Raw genomic sequence first — 16,464 nt, 5'->3', positions numbered from 1 at the left:
CAGAGTGCGGCGCGGCCATCAGGCGGTGCCCCTCAGACGGGGATTGACCAGCAGGTGGAGGACGTCGATGACGAGGTTCACGACGACGAAGCCGACGGCGGTGGTGATGACGACGCCCTGGACGACGGCCGGGTCGCCGTTCTTCACGGCGTCGATCATCAGCTTCCCCATGCCCGGCAGCGAGAAGATCGTCTCGATGACGACGGCGCCGCCGAGCAGATAGCCCACGCGCAGGCCGAGCACGGTGAGCGGGTTGATGAGGGCGTTGCGGAGCACGTTGCGGCCCACGACGACCACCGGGGGCAGGCCGTTGCCGATGGCGGTGCGGACGTAGTCCTTGTCCAGTTCCTCGACCACGGCCGTGCGGATGATGCGGGTGAGGCCCGCCGCCACCGGCAGGGAGAGCGCGAAGGCGGGCAGGGTCATGGTCTTCAGCCAGCCGGTGAAGGAGTCGGCGGGGTTGATGTAGCCGCCGGTCGGGAACCAGCCCAGGTCGACGGCGAGGTACTGGATCATCAGCAGCGCCAGCCAGAAGCCGGGCGCGGCGACGCCGGTCAGGGAGACGACGCGGATGAGCTGGTCCGGCAGCCTGTCGCGGTGGATGGCCGCCGTCACGCCGAGGGTGAGCGAGAGCACCACGGCGATGCCGAGCCCCAGGAAGGTGAGCTGCATGGTGAGCGGCAGGGCGGTCATGACCTGGTCGAGCACGGGGGAGCGGTTGAGGACGCTGATGCCCATGTCGCCCTGGAGCAGGTCGCCGACAAAGGCGATGTAGCGGGCCGGCAGCGGATCGAGCAGCCCGTTCTCCTCGCGGAACTGGTGCAGTTGCTCGGGGGTGGGGTTGGCGCCCTGGAAGAACGCTGAGGCCGGGTCGACGTCCGAGAAGCGCATGACGAGGAAGACGAAGAGGACGATGCCGAGCAGCAGGGGGACGAGCAGGGCGATGCGGCGGGCCAGAATCCTGACGACAGCGGTCACGCGCGGGGCTCCTGAACTTCGGTGATCCGGAGCCCGTTCAGGCCCACTTGGCCTTGAGCAGGTTGATCCCTGGATAGGGCTGGGCCTGGACGCCGCTGATCTTCTTCGGGTCCCAGGCCGTCATGAGTTCGTTGTGCACGACCGGGTAGAGCACGGCCTGCTCGGCCACCGTGTCGATGTAGTCCTGGATCATGACCCGCTTCTTGGTGGCCTCCGGCTCGCGGGTGGCCCGGTCCATGTCCTTGAAGAGCCGCTTGGCGTCGGAGCTCCTGGCCCAGCGCGCGTAGCCCATCCAGATGTTCTCGGGGCCGTAGTTGTAGCGCATGATCAGGTCGGCGTCGAGGCCGAACTGGTTGGGGTTGGACGCCGCCGCGACGATCTGGAAGTCCTTCTTCTGGTCCAGCTTGGTGAAGACGGCGGTGGTCTCCTGCGGGTCCAGGGTGACCTCGACGCCGAGCTTCTCCCAGCCGTCCTTGATGGTGGGCAGGCAGTCGACGATCCAGCTCACGTTGACCGCCATGAGGTTGACGCTCAGCTTGCCGACCCCGGCCTCCTTGAGGAGCTTCCTCGCCTTCGCCAGGTCGTAGCCGTAGACGGTCTTCGCGGGGCGGTAGGAGGGGTTCGACTCGTTGAGGAAGGACGTCGACGCCTTGCCGTGGCCCCGGAGCGCGGCCTCGATCATCTTCTCGCGGTCGATGGCGTAGTGCAGCGCCTGCCGCACGCGTACGTCGTCGAACGGCTTGTGCGCGGTGTTGAAGAGCAGGAAGAGGTTGTTCATCCCGGCGCCGCCCTCGACGGTGAGGCCGCCCTTGGTGAGCTGTCCGATGTTGGCGTACGGGATGTTGTCGGCGATCTCCGAGTCCGCGCTGCCGCCGGAGATCTTCGCGACGCGGGGTGCGGCGTCCACGATGGTCAGCCAGTTCATCTTCTTGAACGCGGCCTTGCGGGGGCCGTTGTAGTCCGCGAAGGCCTCGAAGGTGGTGTTCGACTTCGGGTGGTGCGCGGTCATGCGGTACGGGCCCGAGCCCACCGCCGTGCCCTTGGTGGCGTCGTCCCAGGCGCCGGGCTTCCCGAAGACGTGCTTCGGCATGATCTTGGCGAGGGAGAGCCGGGCGGCGCCGTCGGGGAAGGGGAACTTCAAGGCGAGTTCCACGCTGGTGGCCCCGGTCTTCCTGACCTCCTTCAGCCAGCTCTCGAAGAAGCCCTTGGCCAGCGTCTGGGTCTTCGGGTCGAGGATGCGGTCGAAGACGAACACGACGTCGTCGGCGGTGACGGGCTTCCCGTCGTGCCACGTGGCGCCCGGCCGCAGGGAGAACGTCCACGTGGTCGCCCTGAGGTCGTTCGGGACCTCCGTGGCGAGCGCCGCGTACGGCTCGCGGGTGATCGGGTCGGTGCCGAGCAGCCCCTCGTAGATGTGTTCGTTCCCGGCCATGGCGAAGGCGGACGCCGTCTGTGTCGGGTCCCAGCTCCCGTCGTTGCCGTAGCCGATGACGGCCGTGAGCGTGGAGTCGCCGCCCTGCCCGCCGTCCCCGGTCTCGTTGGTCGACTCCGGGCCGGAAGAGCAGGCCGCGAGTGTGCCGCTCAGGGCGGCGGCCGTGCCGAGCGCCCCGCCGTATCTGAGGAAGGACCTGCGGTCCGGTGCGGATGGAGGCCCTGGCCGCGTGCCGTGCCGCGACGCGCTCCGAGGGGTCAGATCGCTCACAGTGTCTCCCTGCCTGCCGGAAGAGGTCCCACGTCCTACGTCATGGGGGGCGTGGCGACCATAGGAGCGCGGAGAGGGCCGGTCAAGGGCTCACACACGGTGTCGCACAAGGTGACGAGCAGGGGCTGCCGCAGGGCCACCCTGTGGAACGCCCGCACCGCCCGCCGCCCGCCTTTGTATTCTCGGCAGGCGGCACCCCACCCCCCCCCGAAGCGGCACCTGCGAGAGGCGACACCATGACCACCGAGCTCAGCCCCGACGCCCCGGCCCTGGCCGGCCTGCTGGAGCGGGCCCGCGAGGACTACGAGGAGCTCGCCGGGCGCGGGCTCTCCCTCGACCTCACCCGCGGCAAGCCCGCCCCGGAACAGCTCGACCTCAGCGAGGACCTGCTGAGCCTGCCCGGCGGGCGCCACACCGCCGCCGACGGCACCGACGTACGCAACTACGGCGGCCTCCAGGGCCTGCCCGAGCTGCGCGAGATCTTCGCCGGCCTGTTCCAGGTCCCGGTCGCGCAGCTCCTCGCCCTCGGCAACTCCAGCCTGGAGCTGATGCACGACTGTCTCGTGCACGCCCTGCTCAGCGAGGTGCCGGGCGCCGAGTCGCGCTGGGTGGACCAGGAGCGCATCGCGTTCCTCTGCCCCGTGCCCGGCTACGACCGGCACTTCGGCCTGTGCGAGCGCTTCGGCATCGACATGATCCCGGTGCCGATGACGGCCGAGGGCCCGGACATGGACGAGGTCGAGCGGCTCGTCGCCGAGAACCCGGCGGTCAAGGGCATCTGGTGCGTGCCGAAGTACAGCAACCCCGACGGCGTCTCGTACAGCGACGACACGGTCGCCCGCCTGGCCCGCATGGAGACCGCCGCCCCCGACTTCCGGATCTTCTGGGACAACGCCTACGCGGTCCACCATCTCACCGACGAGCCGGTCGAGATCGCCGACATCCTCGGCGCCTGCGCCGACGCGGGCCACCCCGACCGCGCCTTCGTCTTCGGCTCCACCTCGAAGATCACCGCGGCCGGCGCGGGCGTCGCCTTCTTCGGCTCGTCGCCCGAGAACGTGAAGTGGATCCTCGCCAAGAACGCCAAGCGGTCGATCGGCCCCGACAAGATCAACCAGCTCCGCCACGTGATGTTCCTGCGCGACGCCGACGGCGTACGGGCCCACATGGAGCGGCAGCGCGCGCTGCTCCAGCCCAAGTTCGAGGCGGTCGCCCGCATCCTGGACGCCGAACTGGGCTCCACCGGCCTCGCGACCTGGACGGCGCCCAAGGGCGGCTACTTCGTGACCCTCACCGTCCCGGACGGCTGCGCCAAGGACGTCGTGAAGCGCGCCGCCGAGGCGGGCATCGTGCTGACCCCGGCCGGCGCGACCCACCCCTACGGCGACGACCCGCGCGACGCCGTCATCCGCGTCGCCCCCAGCTACCCCGGCCTCGCCGAGCTGGAGCAGGCCATCCACGGCCTCACGGTCTGCGTCCGCCTGGTGGGCCTGGAAAAGAGGCAGGCGGCCAACTAGCCGGGAACTTGATGGCCGGAAGGGGCGGGCTCAGTGCTGCTGGGGCTTCTGCGGCGTCACCTCGCTGGGCCGCACGATGACGTACCCCTCGCCCTGGAGCATCAGCTGCACGGCCTCGCCGGAGCCGCCGCGGATCATCGATCCGAACGACTGCGAGCGGTGCAGGGACGTGGTGAGGTCGGCGGTCCAGCCGACCACCGCGTCCGTGTCGACGTACACGGGCTGCTGGTGGGAGACGGGAATGACCAGCGGATTCCCCTCACACATCAGCCCGAGGCGCCCCGAGCCCGTGAAGACGCTGTTGAACAGCCCGCCACCGGTCATGCCGGCGCCCTTCACGGTCTTGATCTCGTACGACAACGACGCGTCGAAGCAGAGCACGTTGCGGCCGTTGATGGTCAGGACGTCACCGGGCTCGACGTCGACGATGAAGCAGTTCTGCGCCTCGTGCGCGAACCACGCCTCGCCCTGGCCGCGCACGGCCATCACCGGCAGCCCCTCACCGGTCACGGCACGCTTGAGCATGCCGCCGACGCCCTGCCCCTTGCGCTCGAACTGGAGGTCGCCCCGGTAGGCGATCATCGCGCCCTGCCGCGCGAACATCTCGCCGTTCACCGCGTACTTGATGGACTTGGCGTTCTGGAGGCTCATGCCCGGCATGTGCGCGGGCTGCGCCATGTGGTCACTGGAGAACAGATCACTCTTCATGCCCACATACTGATCGACCCCGCGCACGGGTGGAAGCAGGACCTGGCCACTCCGCTTCCGCGCTCCTGTCCCGAGCCCCCCGGCGGATGCAGGAAAGTCCCACCCGGAGACGGTAAAACCCCAGGTCACATCCGCCCGCACTGGTACTTTCCTGCATTCGTCCGCCCCTCGCCGGAACGGCGACCGCATACCGTCGTCGCATGACACAGCGCTACGACGAATTCCGTGACCTGCACCGGGCCGGTGCGCCCCTGTTGTTGCTGCCCAACGCCTGGGACCACGCGTCGGCCGCCGCGTTCGCCGGGGCCGGGTTCCGGGCCGTGGGGACGACCAGCCTCGGGGTGGCGGCGGCCGCCGGGGTGCCGGACGGGGTGGGCGGCACGCGGGTGGAGACCGTCCGCCTCGCCCGGTCCCTGTCCCGGCTGGACGCCCTGATCAGCGTCGATGTGGAGGGCGGCTTCGACGACCGGCCGGCGGAAGTGGCCGCGCTCGCCGTGGAGCTGGCCGAGGCGGGCGTCGTGGGCGTCAACATCGAGGACGGGCGCGCGGACGGCACGCTGCGGGACGTGGGGCAGCAGGCCGAGATCCTGCGGGCGGTGAAGGAGGCGGTGGGGGAGCGGCTGTTCGTGAACGCCAGGACGGACACGTACTGGCTGCCGGGGGCGCCGGTGGCGGAGACGGAGGCTCGCCTCGCGGCGTACTGCCGGGCGGGCGCGGACGGGGTCTTCGTGCCGGGCCTCCGCGACACGGCAGCCATCGCCGCCGTGGCGGCCGCCTTCGACGCCCCGCTCAACATCCTCCACTCGCCGGACGGCCCCTCGCTCGACGCCCTCGCGGCGGCGGGCGTGCGGCGCGTGAGCTGCGGGTCGCTGCTGTTCCGCGCGGCGCTCGGGGCCGCGGTGGCGGCGGCCGAAGCGGTGGCGGGGGGCCGGCCGCTTGCCGGTGACATCCCGTCGTACGCGGACACGCAGGGGCTGGTCGGGCCGGTTGACAGGTGATCGGCCGCGGGCCAGCATCGCGGCGGTGGAGATCAGCGAACTGAACGATGCCGAGCGGCGGGTGTGGGAGGCGTTTCCGCTGGGCGGGACCGTCGACTTCCAGGAGGGGCCCGATGACGCCCCCGGGCCCGACGCGGACTGGGGGCCCGCGCGGACCGTGCGGGCGGAGGTGCTGCGGGCACTGCTGTTGGGCGGGGCCGCCACGGAGGGGAACACGCCGGTCCTCCGGGTGACCGGGGCGCGCGTCAGCGGGGTGCTCGACCTCCAGTACGCGGAGATCGCCGCGCCGATCCACCTGAAGGCCTGCCTCTTCGAGGACGTGCCCGAGCTGTACAGGGCGCAGTTGCGGCCACTGAGCCTCAGTCGCTGTCATCTGCCGGGCCTGCACGCCATCGCTCTACGGGTCGACGGCTCGCTCCGCATGCCCGACTGCCGGGTCCTGGGGCCCGTCCGGCTCGGCGGGGCGCGGATCGCCGGAGGGGTGACCCTGTACGGGGCGCACCTGGGGGAGCGGGGCGTGAACCTGGACGAGCCGGTCCTTGCGCTGAATCACGTCACCGTCGAGGACGACGTCCGGGCCGACCGGGGGTTCATCGCGCATGGCGTGGTCCGTCTCGAAGGGGCGACCGTCTCGGGGCGTGTCGACTTCAATGACGCGGTCCTCAGCAATCCGGGCGGAACCGCCCTCCAAGCCAGAAACCTCGCGGTGGGCTCGGAGCTGCACGCCGCACGGCTCGTGGCGCGCGGCCTGATCGATCTGCGGGGTGCCCGGATATCCAGCGGGGTCGACCTGGAGCAGGCGTCCCTCGTGAACCCGGGTGGCATCGCACTGCGTGCCAGCTCCCTCGTGGCGGGGGCCCTGTGGCTGCACAGGACCCCACGCATCGAGGGCACGGTCACGCTGCGCGGCGCGCAGGCCGACTTCCTGTACGTGACGCCCGACACCTGGCCCGACGAGGTGCGTCTCGACGGTCTCACGTACACCAGGATCGGCCCCAGCGAACCCGTCGAGCGGCGTCTTGAGGTCCTGGAGCGGGACACCGACGGCTACGTGCCGTTCGCGTACGAGCAGCTCACCGCCGCGTACCGGCACATGGGCGATGACGCCGCCGCCCGTACCGTCCAGCTCGCCAAGCAGCGCCGCCAGCGCGCCACCCTGCCCTGGTACGCCAGGGCCTGGGGGCACCTCCAGGACGTGACCGTCGGCTACGGCTTCCGGCCGACGCGGGCGGCGGTGTGGCTGCTGTCGCTGCTGCTTGCCGGGTCGGTGACGTACGCCGTGCGGGAGCCCAGGGCGCTGAAGTCCGGGGAGGCCCCTGACTTCAACCCCGTCTTCTACACCCTTGACCTGCTGCTGCCGATCGTCTCCTTCGGGCAGGAGCAGGCGTACGCCTCGCGGGGCGCGTACCAGTGGCTGGCGTACGCCCTGATCGTCCTGGGCTGGACCCTGGCGACGACCATCGCCGCGGGCATCACGCGGTCGATCAGCCGCCAGTAGCCCCACGGACACCGGTCACGAAGGCCTGCCAGGCGGTGCCGCCGATGACCAGGGCGGGGCCCTGGGGGTCCTTGCTGTCCCGCACGGGGACGACGCCGGGGATGCCGTCGGCCACCTCGATGCAGGACTCGCCGCCGTCGCCACCGCTGTGGCTGCTCTTGCGCCAGCGGGCGGCGCCTGGGAAGTTGTGGCCCACCTCGACGCAGTCGCCGCCTTCGCCGTTGCTGTAGGTGCTTTTTCGCCAGCGGGCGGCGCCCGGGAAGTCGTGGGCTATCTCGACGCAGCTGCCGCCTTCGCCGTTGCTGTGGCTGCTTTTCCGCCAGCGTGCGTTACTCAGGTCGTACTCATGCATCGTCTGTAGTCCTCCGCCGCCGATTCGATCAGGGCGAGGGATGCCTCCGGCGACAGCGCGGCGCCCCTGAGTAGATCGTATGCGCGCTGTGCGCGCCGCACCACTGCCGGTTCGTCGACGAGAGTTCCCGAAAACGAGGTCTCTGTATAGGCCGTTGGCGGCGCGTCCTCGAAGTCCATGAGCGTCAGCATTCCCCCCATCGTGGCGTGGGCCCCCGCCACGTACGGGAGCACCAACACCAACGCCTGCCGCTCCCGCATTTGCCACGCCAGGTGGTCCAACTGCTCGGCCATCGCCGCGGGCCCGCCCACCGGGATGTACAGCACGTTCTCGTGCAGGGTCACCCAGTACTCGGGGCGGGTCGCGTCCTTGAGGATGCCCGCCCGTTCGAGGCGGGCGCCCACGATGTCCTGTACGTACTCGTCCGTGACGAACGGGTTCGCCGCGAGGGTGACCGCGCGGGCGTACGCGGCGGTCTGGAGCAGGCCCGGCACCAGCGTCGGCGCGAACTCACAGATCCGCGTGGCGAGCGCCTCCAGCTCCACCACCGCCGCGAAGTAATCCGCGTACCGCTTGTCGTCGATCAGACTGCGGCAAAGGCGTTCGAAAAAACCCCCGGTTTGTAGGACCTCATCGATCCGCTGGGCGACATCCAACTGCGGCTTACGAATCGCCTGTTCGAATTGGCCGATGTAGCCGCCGGAGACGAAGACCCGCATTCCCAGGGAGGACTGCGTGAGCCCGGCCTCCTCGCGGCGCCGTTTCAGCTCCGTGCCGAAGAACTCCCACGCTGCCTGCCGTGAACCATTGGCCATGGCCAACCGCCTTTCGCTGCCCCGTAGTTGTAGAGGGCAGAATGCTGCCGAGTGTAGTTGCCGTGCGTCACCGTAGGGGTGCGAAGAGTGAAATGCGGAAGCGAAGGGGAGTCACGTGAGGTCGGAAACCAAGGGGCACGCAGTCGTCTGCGTCGAACAGGCGGAGGAAACATTGAGGGAATTGCGCGCCGCACTCGCCCGTGCGGGAATTACGCTGCCGTCCCTGCGGATCGACGCGGCGACGATCGCGAGGGAGGCTCCGTGTCCGCGGATCGAATTCGGCGGTTGTTCCGTCGACGCCGCGGCCCGCCTGGTCGCGGCCCTGCGCGCCGGCGGTGCCAAGGAGGCGACCCCGTGACTCTGTACCTTCCCGTCGGCTCCTACGTGGTCGACACCCGGAACGGACGCATCGGCAGGGTGATGGGCCACGAGGGTCCGTATGTACAGCTACGCCCGTACGGCGGGGGCTGCGAGTGGGACTGCACACCGGAGGCGGTGCGGACCGCGACGCAGGCGGAGCGGCTGAGCGCGGCGACGGCGTACGCGAACGCACGGAGCCGGGGGGAGGTGCCTTGACCCGCTGCGATGCCTCCCGGTTGCTCCCCGAAGAACTGTGAGGCCGATTCGTACGCGAGAATGGCCCCATGAGTCTGTTCCGCGACGACGGCATCGTGCTGCGCACCCAGAAGCTGGGTGAGGCGGACCGGATCATCACGTTGCTCACGCGCGGTCACGGGCGCGTACGCGCCGTGGCGCGGGGAGTGCGGCGGACGAAGTCCAAGTTCGGGGCCAGGCTCGAACCGTTCTCCCACGTCGACGTGCAGTTCTTCGCCCGGGGGAGCGAGCTGGTCGGGCGGGGGCTTCCGCTCTGTACGCAGAGTGAGACCATCGCTCCCTACGGCAGCGGCGTCGTCACCGACTACGCCCGGTATACGGCCGGGACGGCCATGTTGGAGACCGCCGAGCGGTTCACCGACCACGAGGGCGAGCCCGCGGTGCAGCAGTATCTGCTGCTCGTCGGGGCGCTGCGCGTGCTGTCCAGGGGCGAGCACGCGCCGCATCTCGTGCTCGACGCCTTTCTGCTGCGCTCCCTGGCCGTGAACGGCTACGCGCCCAGTTTCACGGACTGCGCGCGATGCGGGCTTCCGGGGCCGAACCGGTTCTTCTCCGTCGCCGCCGGCGGCTCCGTCTGCGTCGACTGCCGGGTGCCCGGCAGCGTCGTACCCTCTGCGGAGACCCTCACCCTGCTCGGCGCGCTGCTCACCGGTGACTGGGAGACGGCGGACGCGTGCGAGGCGCGGCACGCCAGGGAGGGCAGCGGGCTTGTTTCCGCCTATCTGCACTGGCACATGGAGCGCGGACTGCGCTCCCTGCGGTATGTGGAGAAGAGCTAGCCCCGTGAGCACCTCACGTATGCACGTACAGAGATCAGCTAGGTAGGAGAGAGCCCCCCATGGCACGACGCGGAATCCTCGGACGGTCCCGCCGTGAGTACAAGGTCCCCGAGCCGCACCCCTCGGGCGCCAGGCCGCCGAAGATCCCCGGCGAGCTCGTACCGAAGCACGTGGCCTGCGTGATGGACGGCAACGGCCGCTGGGCCAAGGAGCGGGGGCTGCCGCGCACCGAGGGGCACAAGGTGGGCGAGGGCGTCGTTCTGGACGTGCTCAAGGGGTGCCTGGAGATGGGCGTCAAGAATCTCTCCCTGTACGCCTTCTCCACCGAGAACTGGAAGCGCTCGCCCGACGAGGTGCGCTTCCTCATGAACTTCAACCGTGACGTCATCCGCCGCCGCCGCGACGAGATGAACGAGCTCGGCATCCGCATCCGCTGGGTCGGCCGGATGCCCAAGATGTGGAAGTCCGTCGTCCAGGAGCTCCAGGTCGCCCAGGAGCAAACTGTCGACAACGACGCGATGACCCTGTACTTCTGCGTCAACTACGGCGGCCGTGCCGAGATCGCCGACGCCGCGCAGGCCATCGCCCGCGACGTCGCCGCCGGCAAGCTCGACCCGTCCAAGGTGAACGAGAAGACGTTCGCGAAGTACATGTACTACCCGGACATGCCGGACGTCGACCTCTTCCTGCGGCCCAGCGGCGAGCAGCGCACCTCCAACTACCTGATCTGGCAGTCCAGCTACGCCGAGATGGTCTTCCAGGACGTGCTGTGGCCCGACTTCGACCGCCGCGACCTGTGGCGCGCCTGCCTCGAATACGCCGGGCGTGACCGCCGCTTCGGCGGCGCCATCCCGAACGAGGAGCAGATCGCCAACAGCTAGCCAGGGCGTACGCGAAGGGGCCCGCGCCGCCGTCGTGGCGGTGCGGGCCCCTTCCCGTACGTACTGCTGCCGGCTACTTCCGCGCGCACTCCTCGCACGTGCCGAAGATCTCCACGGTGTGCGCCACGTTCACGAAGCCGTGCTCCGAGGCGATCGCCTCGGCCCATGACTCCACCGCCGGGCCCTCGACCTCCACGGCCTTGCCGCAGACGCGGCAGACCAGGTGGTGGTGGTGCTCGCCGGTCGAGCAGCGGCGGTAGACCGTCTCGCCCTCGCTGGTGCGCAGGGCGTCGACCTCACCGGCGTCGGCCAGGGACTGGAGTGTGCGGTAGACCGTGGTCAGTCCCACCGAGTCGCCCTTGTGCTTGAGCATGTCGTGCAGCTCCTGCGCACTGCGGAACTCGTCCACGTCGTCGAGTGCCGCGGCCACTGCCGCACGCTGGCGGGTGGACCTGCCTCGAACCGGGGCTCCCACGGTTGTCTCCTCGCGTCTGCGCTCTGGTCTGGGCCTGCCGGGCCATTGTGCCAGGTCGCCCACGACCGGGGTCAGGTCTTGGTCACCGGCTGGGCCGGAACCGCGCACTCCGCGGGGTCGGCGTCCGCCGCGGCCGCCGCCGCACGGGCCCTGCGCCGGGCGAGCGGTGTCGCGAGCACGGTGAGGGCGATGAAGACCCCGATGGTGAGCAGCACGATCGTCGCGCCGGGCGGCACGTCCTGGTAGTACGAGGTCGCCGTGCCGCCGATCGTCACGGACACGCCGATCGCCACCGAGACCGCGAACGTCGCCGCGAAGCTCCGGGTGAGCTGCTGGGCCGCCGCCACCGGCACCACCATCAGCGCGGAGACCAGGAGCAGGCCCACGACCCGCATGGCGACGGTGACGGTGACCGCGGCGGTGACGGCGGTGAGCAGGTTCAGGGCGCGCACCGGCAGGCCCGTCACGCGTGCGAACTCCTCGTCCTGGCTGACCGCGAAGAGCTGGCGCCGCAGGCCCACCGTGACCAGGACCACGAAGGCGGCCAGGAGGCAGATCGCCGTCACGTCCTCCTCGGAGACCGTCGAGAGCGAGCCGAAGAGGTACGACTGGAGGTTCGCGTTCGAGCCGCCGGGGGCGAGGTTGATGAACATCACGCCGCCCGCCATGCCGCCGTAGAACAGCATCGCGAGCGCGATGTCGCCCCGTGTCTTGCCGTACCAGCGGATCAGCTCCATCACCACGGCGCCGACGATCGCGACCGCCGTGGCCATCCACACCGGGGACGTGGAGAGCAGGAAGCCGAGGCCGACGCCCGTCATCGCCACGTGGCCGATGCCGTCGCCCATCAGGGCCTGGCGGCGCTGCACGAGGTAGATGCCGACGGCGGGGGCGGTGATGCCGACCAGGACGGCGGCGAGCAGAGCCCGCTGCATGAAGGCGTATTCGAGGATTTCCATCGCCGTGGTCCTTAGGTGAACAGGCCGGTACGGACCGGCTCCGCGTCGGCGGTGTGCGGGTGGACGTGGTCGTGGCCGGGCAGCGCGTGCTGGCCGAGCGCGCGCGGGGGCGGCCCGTCGTGCATCACGCAGCCGTCGCGCAGGACCACGGCGCGGTCGATCAGCGGCTCCAGGGGGCCCAGCTCGTGCAGGACGAGGAGGACCGAGGTGCCCTTGGAGACCTGCTCGCGCAGCGTGGCCGCGAGGACCTCCTGGCTGGCCAGGTCGACGCCCGCCATCGGCTCGTCCATGATCAGCAGCTCGGGCTCGGAGGCCAGGGCGCGCGCGATCAGGACCCGCTGGTGCTGGCCGCCGGAGAGCGCGTCGACGGAGTCCTTGGCGCGGTCGGCGAGGCCCACCAGGTCGATGGCGTGGGCGACGGCGGCGCGGTCGGCCTTGCCGAGGATGCCGAAGCGGGCGCGCGAGAGCCGCCCGGAGGTGACGACCTCGTTGATCGTGGCGGGCACGCCGCCGGCGGCCGTGGTGCGCTGCGGGACGTACCCGACGCGGGCCCAGTCGCGGAAGCGGCGCCGCGGGGTGCCGAAGATCTCCACCTCGCCGCCGGTGACGGGTACCTGGCCGATGACCGTGCGCACGGCGGTGGACTTGCCCGAGCCGTTGGCGCCGAGCAGGGCGACGACCTCGCCGCGGCCCACCCGGAGGTCGATGCCGCGCAGTACGGGGCGCGAGCCGAGCTCGGCCGTCACCTTGCGCAGGGATATGACGGCTTCACCCGGGTCTGTCTTGCTCATGGCTCATGCCTCCGTAGCCGCGGAGAGGGGGATCATTTGGTGCCAAGGGCCTTCTTCAGGGCCTTCAGGTTGGACTCCATGACCTGGATGTAGTCGTCGCCCTTGGACTTGCCGTCGGTGATGCCCTCGATCGGGTCGAGTACATCAGTCCGCAGGCCGGCGTCGTTCGCCAGGGTCTTCGCGGTCTTGTCGCTGACGAGGGTCTCGTAGAAGACGGTGGTGACGCCGTCCTCCTTCGCCATCTTCTGGAGGTCCTTGACGCGCTTGGCGCTGGGCTCGCCCTCGGGGTCGAGGCCGCTGATGGCCTCCTCGGTGAGGCCGTAGCGCTCGGCGAGGTAGCCGAAGGCGGCGTGGGTGGTGATGAAGACCTTGGTCTTCGTGTCCTTGAGGCCGTCCTTGAAGGACGTGTCCAGGCCGCCGAGCTTCTTCACGAGCTTCGCGGTGTTCTTCTCGTACGTCTTCGCGTTGTCCGGGTCGGCCTTCTCCAGGGCCTTGCCGACGCCCTCGGCGACCTCGGCGTACTTCACCGGGTCCAGCCAGATGTGCGGGTCGGCGCCCTCGTGGGAGTGGCCGTGGTCGTGGCCCTCGTGGCCCTCTTCTTCTTCGTGACCGTGCTCGTCGGCGTGCTCGTCGCCGTGCTCGTCGCCGTGCTCGTCGGCGTGTCCGTCGACCTCGTCGCCGTGCTTCTCCATGCTGGTCAGGGAGGCGGCGTCGACCTTCGTCCCGATGCCGGACTGGCTGAGCGCTTGGTCGACGGCGGGCTGGAGGCCCTTCAGGTACAGGGCGACGTCGGACTCCTCCATCTGTCCGCGCTGCTTGGCGGAGACTTCGAGGTCGTGCGGCTCCTGGCCGGGCTCGGTGAGGTTGGTGACGGAGACGTGGTCGCCGCCGATCTGCTCCGCGAGGTACTGCATGGGGTAGAACGACGCCACCACGTCGAGCTTGCCGTCCTTGTCGTCCGCGGCGGAGGTCGAGCACGCGGTGAGGGCCGTCAGGCCGAGCGCGGTGGCGGAGGCGAGGGCGGCGGTGGATATCAGACGTCGTCGTACGTTCATGACACTCATTTTCAACAAATGTGGAAACGATTGTCAACAAAGGGTGGAGCGGGGGGCGGTAAGAGGGTCATACCGGAACCGATTTGATTAGGGGGGTCGGGCCGCCGGTAACCTGAAGCATTCGCTCCCGAAGCTGCTGCCTCCGGCAGTGAACGCTTCGCCCCGCCGTCGTCATGAGAAGAGCACCGTGGCCGCCGACAAGATCGACACCATCGTCAGCCTGAGCAAGCGCCGTGGCTTCGTTTTCCCCTGTAGTGAGATCTACGGCGGCCAGCGCGCCGCCTGGGACTACGGACCGCTGGGCGTCGAGCTCAAGGAGAACCTCAAGCGCCAGTGGTGGCGTTACATGGTCACCGCGCGCGAGGACGTCGTCGGCATCGACTCGTCGGTGATCCTGGCGAGCGAGGTCTGGCAGGCCTCCGGCCATGTCGCGACCTTCTCCGACCCGCTCACCGAATGCCTCTCCTGTCACAAGCGCCACCGCGCCGACCACCTGGAAGAGGCCTACGAGGCCAAGCACAACCGTCCCCCGGCCAACGGCCTCGCGGACGTCAACTGCCCCAACTGCGGTACGAAGGGCCAGTTCACCGAGCCCAAGCAGTTCTCCGGCATGCTCGCCACGCACCTCGGCCCGACCCAGGACAGCGGCTCCGTCGCCTACCTGCGGCCGGAGACCGCGCAGGGCATCTTCACCAACTTCGGCCAGGTGCAGCAGACCTCGCGCCGCAAGCCGCCTTTCGGCATCGCGCAGATGGGCAAGTCCTTCCGCAACGAGATCACGCCCGGCAACTTCATCTTCCGCACCCGCGAGTTCGAGCAGATGGAGATGGAGTTCTTCGTCAAGCCGGGCGAGGACGAGCAGTGGCAGGAATACTGGATGGAGCAGCGCTGGAACTGGTACACCGGTCTCGGCCTGCGCGAGGAGAACATGCGGTGGTTCGAGCACCCGAAGGAGAAGCTCTCCCACTACTCCAAGCGCACCGCTGACATCGAGTACCGCTTCCAGTTCGGCGGCAGCGAGTGGGGCGAGCTGGAAGGCGTCGCCAACCGCACCGACTACGACCTGACCGCGCACTCCAAGGCCTCCGGCCAGGACCTGTCGTACTTCGACCAGGAAGCCGGCGAGCGCTGGACGCCGTACGTCATCGAGCCCGCGGCCGGTGTCGGCCGCACGATGCTCGCCTTCCTCCTCGACTCCTACATCGAGGACGAGGCGCCCAACGCCAAGGGCAAGCTGGAGAAGCGCACGGTCATGCGCTTCGACCACCGCATCGCCCCGGTGAAGGTCGCGGTCCTGCCGCTCTCCCGCAACCCGGAGCTGTCGCCGAAGGCCAAGGGCCTGGCCACCGCGCTGCGGCAGAACTGGAACATCGAGTTCGACGACGCGGGCGCCATCGGCCGCCGCTACCGCCGCCAGGACGAGATCGGCACCCCGTACTGCGTCACCGTCGACTTCGACACCCTCGACGACAACGCCGTCACGGTGCGCGAGCGCGACACCATGAAGCAGGAGCGTGTCTCCCTCGACCAGATCGAGGGCTACCTCGCCAGCCGCCTCGTGGGCTGCTGACGCGCCTGCCGCTCCACGCGAAAGCCCCCGGTCCCGGTCATGGGACCGGGGGCTTTCGCGTCCGTACGGGGATCGCCCCGGCCGGCGGAGGGCTCATGTCCTCCAGGCGATGAGCTCATGGCGGTGCTGGTCTTGGACGCCGCAACTCCCGCGCCATAGCGTCGAGTTGTCCGCACACACAGAGTGTCCGCACACGCAGATCGCCACGAGGGAGATTTCGCCATGGGGAACAACAGGGTCCGACCCATGCTCATGAGATGCGCCGCCCTGTCGCTGGCCACCGCCGCGGTCGGCGTCTTCGCGGTGGGCAGCGCGGGTGCCGACACCGCGCAAGCCGACACCGCGCAATCCGACACCGCGCAAGCCGACACCGCGAAGAAGGGCCGCGTCGAGGTCATCGAACTCCAGATCAAGGATCTTGAGTACAAGGCCGTCGATCTCGGCGAGGCGGGGCCGAGCCTGGGCGACATGAGCGTCTACTGCGGCACTGCCGTGGAGAACGGCCGCAAAGTCGGGGTCGGGGCCGGGACGTCCCAGATCGTCTACCTCGACGGCGACGGCGGAAAGGCCACGTCCCAGGCCGTGATCACGCTGAAACTGGAGCGCGGCTCCCTGACGATGCAATCGCTCCTGACCGACCGCGAGAGCCCGCACGACATGGCCATCACCGGCGGCACGGGCGCCTACAAGGACGCCCGGGGCAGTGTCCGCTACTGGGACATCGCCACGCCGCAGGAGAGGATGCGCGCCGAGATCCTGCACTGATGGAGG

18 protein-coding genes are annotated in these 16,464 nt (G+C 69.7%); 9 read left to right on the top strand and 9 right to left on the bottom strand.

From position 1 onward, the window contains the following. Window positions 1-18 precede the first annotated feature (18 nt). Together ACRAKF_RS13675 and ACRAKF_RS13670 are read right to left on the bottom strand one after the other, a co-directional pair. Entirely contained in the window at window positions 19-978 is a 960-nt protein-coding gene (locus ACRAKF_RS13675) for an ABC transporter permease (RefSeq protein WP_447037327.1), read from the bottom strand. Between the two features lie 37 nt (window positions 979-1,015). Further along, on the bottom strand, window positions 1,016-2,671 hold the full coding sequence (locus tag ACRAKF_RS13670) for an ABC transporter substrate-binding protein (protein ID WP_447041971.1): 1,656 nt from the start codon (window positions 2,669-2,671) through the stop codon (window positions 1,016-1,018). A 245-nt stretch (window positions 2,672-2,916) separates the two neighbouring features. On the opposite strand from ACRAKF_RS13670, the gene ACRAKF_RS13665 reads away from it, so the two are divergent. Next, on the top strand, window positions 2,917-4,197 hold the full coding sequence (locus ACRAKF_RS13665; protein WP_447037326.1) for an aminotransferase class I/II-fold pyridoxal phosphate-dependent enzyme: 1,281 nt from the start codon (window positions 2,917-2,919) through the stop codon (window positions 4,195-4,197). Between the two features lie 30 nt (window positions 4,198-4,227). Here ACRAKF_RS13665 and ACRAKF_RS13660 read toward each other — a convergent pair whose 3' ends face one another. Continuing rightward, window positions 4,228-4,905, bottom strand: coding sequence for an AIM24 family protein (locus tag ACRAKF_RS13660; protein ID WP_447037325.1), 678 nt, complete (start codon window positions 4,903-4,905; stop codon window positions 4,228-4,230). 200 nt (window positions 4,906-5,105) lie between these two features. Between ACRAKF_RS13660 and ACRAKF_RS13655 the strand changes: the two genes are divergently transcribed. Beyond that, entirely contained in the window at window positions 5,106-5,903 is a 798-nt protein-coding gene (locus ACRAKF_RS13655; protein ID WP_447037324.1) for an isocitrate lyase/PEP mutase family protein, read from the top strand. A gap of 25 nt (window positions 5,904-5,928) precedes the next feature. Beyond that, the gene (locus ACRAKF_RS13650; protein ID WP_447037322.1) at window positions 5,929-7,401 is read left to right on the top strand and encodes a membrane-associated oxidoreductase; all 1,473 of its coding nucleotides are present in this window, start codon (window positions 5,929-5,931) and stop codon (window positions 7,399-7,401) included. Here ACRAKF_RS13650 and ACRAKF_RS13645 read toward each other — a convergent pair. Both ACRAKF_RS13645 and ACRAKF_RS13640 read right to left on the bottom strand, forming a co-directional pair. Further along, window positions 7,388-7,753 carry a DUF397 domain-containing protein gene (locus tag ACRAKF_RS13645; RefSeq protein ID WP_447037320.1) on the bottom strand — a complete coding sequence of 122 codons (366 nt, stop codon included), beginning with the start codon at window positions 7,751-7,753 and terminating at the stop codon, window positions 7,388-7,390. The two genes, ACRAKF_RS13650 and ACRAKF_RS13645, sit on opposite strands and share 14 nt — an antisense overlap. Further along, the gene (locus ACRAKF_RS13640; RefSeq protein ID WP_447037319.1) at window positions 7,735-8,568 is read right to left on the bottom strand and encodes a helix-turn-helix domain-containing protein; all 834 of its coding nucleotides are present in this window, start codon (window positions 8,566-8,568) and stop codon (window positions 7,735-7,737) included. Before ACRAKF_RS13640 ends, ACRAKF_RS13645 begins: the two co-directional genes overlap by 19 nt. Before the next feature lie 115 nt (window positions 8,569-8,683). Between ACRAKF_RS13640 and ACRAKF_RS13635 the strand changes: the two genes are divergently transcribed. The 4 genes from ACRAKF_RS13635 (at window position 8,684) to ACRAKF_RS13620 (ending at window position 10,843) form a co-directional block, all read left to right on the top strand. Further along, complete coding sequence (locus ACRAKF_RS13635) at window positions 8,684-8,926, top strand: hypothetical protein (RefSeq protein WP_447037318.1); 243 nt, start codon at window positions 8,684-8,686, stop codon at window positions 8,924-8,926. Next, window positions 8,923-9,144 (top strand): hypothetical protein, encoded by a 222-nt coding sequence (locus ACRAKF_RS13630; RefSeq protein WP_447042311.1) that lies wholly within the window; start codon window positions 8,923-8,925, stop codon window positions 9,142-9,144. Before ACRAKF_RS13635 ends, ACRAKF_RS13630 begins: the two co-directional genes overlap by 4 nt. A gap of 68 nt (window positions 9,145-9,212) precedes the next feature. Further along, complete coding sequence (gene recO / locus ACRAKF_RS13625) at window positions 9,213-9,962, top strand: DNA repair protein RecO (protein WP_447037317.1); 750 nt, start codon at window positions 9,213-9,215, stop codon at window positions 9,960-9,962. 59 nt (window positions 9,963-10,021) lie between these two features. Next, window positions 10,022-10,843, top strand: a complete 822-nt coding sequence (locus ACRAKF_RS13620) for an isoprenyl transferase (protein ID WP_447037316.1) — start codon at window positions 10,022-10,024, stop codon at window positions 10,841-10,843. 73 nt (window positions 10,844-10,916) lie between these two features. Here the strand turns inward: ACRAKF_RS13620 and ACRAKF_RS13615 are convergent, their stop codons facing one another. Genes ACRAKF_RS13615 through ACRAKF_RS13600 form a run of 4 tightly spaced genes read right to left on the bottom strand, consistent with a single transcriptional unit; the run spans window position 10,917 to window position 14,123 of the window. Continuing rightward, window positions 10,917-11,372 carry a Fur family transcriptional regulator gene (locus ACRAKF_RS13615; protein WP_447041970.1) on the bottom strand — a complete coding sequence of 152 codons (456 nt, stop codon included), beginning with the start codon at window positions 11,370-11,372 and terminating at the stop codon, window positions 10,917-10,919. A 17-nt stretch (window positions 11,373-11,389) separates the two neighbouring features. After that, a complete protein-coding gene (locus ACRAKF_RS13610) occupies window positions 11,390-12,277 on the bottom strand; it encodes a metal ABC transporter permease (protein ID WP_447037315.1) in 888 nt (295 codons plus the stop codon). 11 nt (window positions 12,278-12,288) lie between these two features. Next, a complete protein-coding gene (locus ACRAKF_RS13605; protein WP_447037314.1) occupies window positions 12,289-13,068 on the bottom strand; it encodes a metal ABC transporter ATP-binding protein in 780 nt (259 codons plus the stop codon). 32 nt (window positions 13,069-13,100) lie between these two features. After that, window positions 13,101-14,123 (bottom strand): metal ABC transporter substrate-binding protein, encoded by a 1,023-nt coding sequence (locus tag ACRAKF_RS13600; protein ID WP_447037313.1) that lies wholly within the window; start codon window positions 14,121-14,123, stop codon window positions 13,101-13,103. A 187-nt stretch (window positions 14,124-14,310) separates the two neighbouring features. Here ACRAKF_RS13600 and ACRAKF_RS13595 point away from each other — a divergent pair, with 187 nt between their 5' ends. Then, a complete protein-coding gene (locus ACRAKF_RS13595) occupies window positions 14,311-15,693 on the top strand; it encodes a glycine--tRNA ligase (protein WP_447037312.1) in 1,383 nt (460 codons plus the stop codon). Between the two features lie 246 nt (window positions 15,694-15,939). After that, the gene (locus ACRAKF_RS13590; RefSeq protein ID WP_447037311.1) at window positions 15,940-16,458 is read left to right on the top strand and encodes an allene oxide cyclase barrel-like domain-containing protein; all 519 of its coding nucleotides are present in this window, start codon (window positions 15,940-15,942) and stop codon (window positions 16,456-16,458) included. Window positions 16,459-16,464: the final 6 nt, after the last annotated feature.

It is taken from the genome of Streptomyces sp. DSM 118878, from assembly GCF_052936595.1.
The sequence above is the reverse complement of the archived record's forward strand: the minus strand, read 5'-3'. Positions and strand labels throughout refer to the sequence as shown.

Coding starts and splice junctions, on each gene's coding strand:
- ACRAKF_RS13665 (WP_447037326.1), top strand. CDS start 2,917: ATGACCACCGAGCTCAGCCCCGACGCCCCGGCCCTGGCCGGCCTGCTG.
- ACRAKF_RS13660 (WP_447037325.1), bottom strand. CDS start 4,905: ATGAAGAGTGATCTGTTCTCCAGTGACCACATGGCGCAGCCCGCGCAC.
- ACRAKF_RS13655 (WP_447037324.1), top strand. CDS start 5,106: ATGACACAGCGCTACGACGAATTCCGTGACCTGCACCGGGCCGGTGCG.
- ACRAKF_RS13645 (WP_447037320.1), bottom strand. CDS start 7,753: ATGCATGAGTACGACCTGAGTAACGCACGCTGGCGGAAAAGCAGCCAC.
- ACRAKF_RS13640 (WP_447037319.1), bottom strand. CDS start 8,568: ATGGCCAATGGTTCACGGCAGGCAGCGTGGGAGTTCTTCGGCACGGAG.
- recO (WP_447037317.1), top strand. CDS start 9,213: ATGAGTCTGTTCCGCGACGACGGCATCGTGCTGCGCACCCAGAAGCTG.
- ACRAKF_RS13620 (WP_447037316.1), top strand. CDS start 10,022: ATGGCACGACGCGGAATCCTCGGACGGTCCCGCCGTGAGTACAAGGTC.
- ACRAKF_RS13610 (WP_447037315.1), bottom strand. CDS start 12,277: ATGGAAATCCTCGAATACGCCTTCATGCAGCGGGCTCTGCTCGCCGCC.
- ACRAKF_RS13605 (WP_447037314.1), bottom strand. CDS start 13,068: ATGAGCAAGACAGACCCGGGTGAAGCCGTCATATCCCTGCGCAAGGTG.
- ACRAKF_RS13600 (WP_447037313.1), bottom strand. CDS start 14,123: ATGAACGTACGACGACGTCTGATATCCACCGCCGCCCTCGCCTCCGCC.
- ACRAKF_RS13590 (WP_447037311.1), top strand. CDS start 15,940: ATGCTCATGAGATGCGCCGCCCTGTCGCTGGCCACCGCCGCGGTCGGC.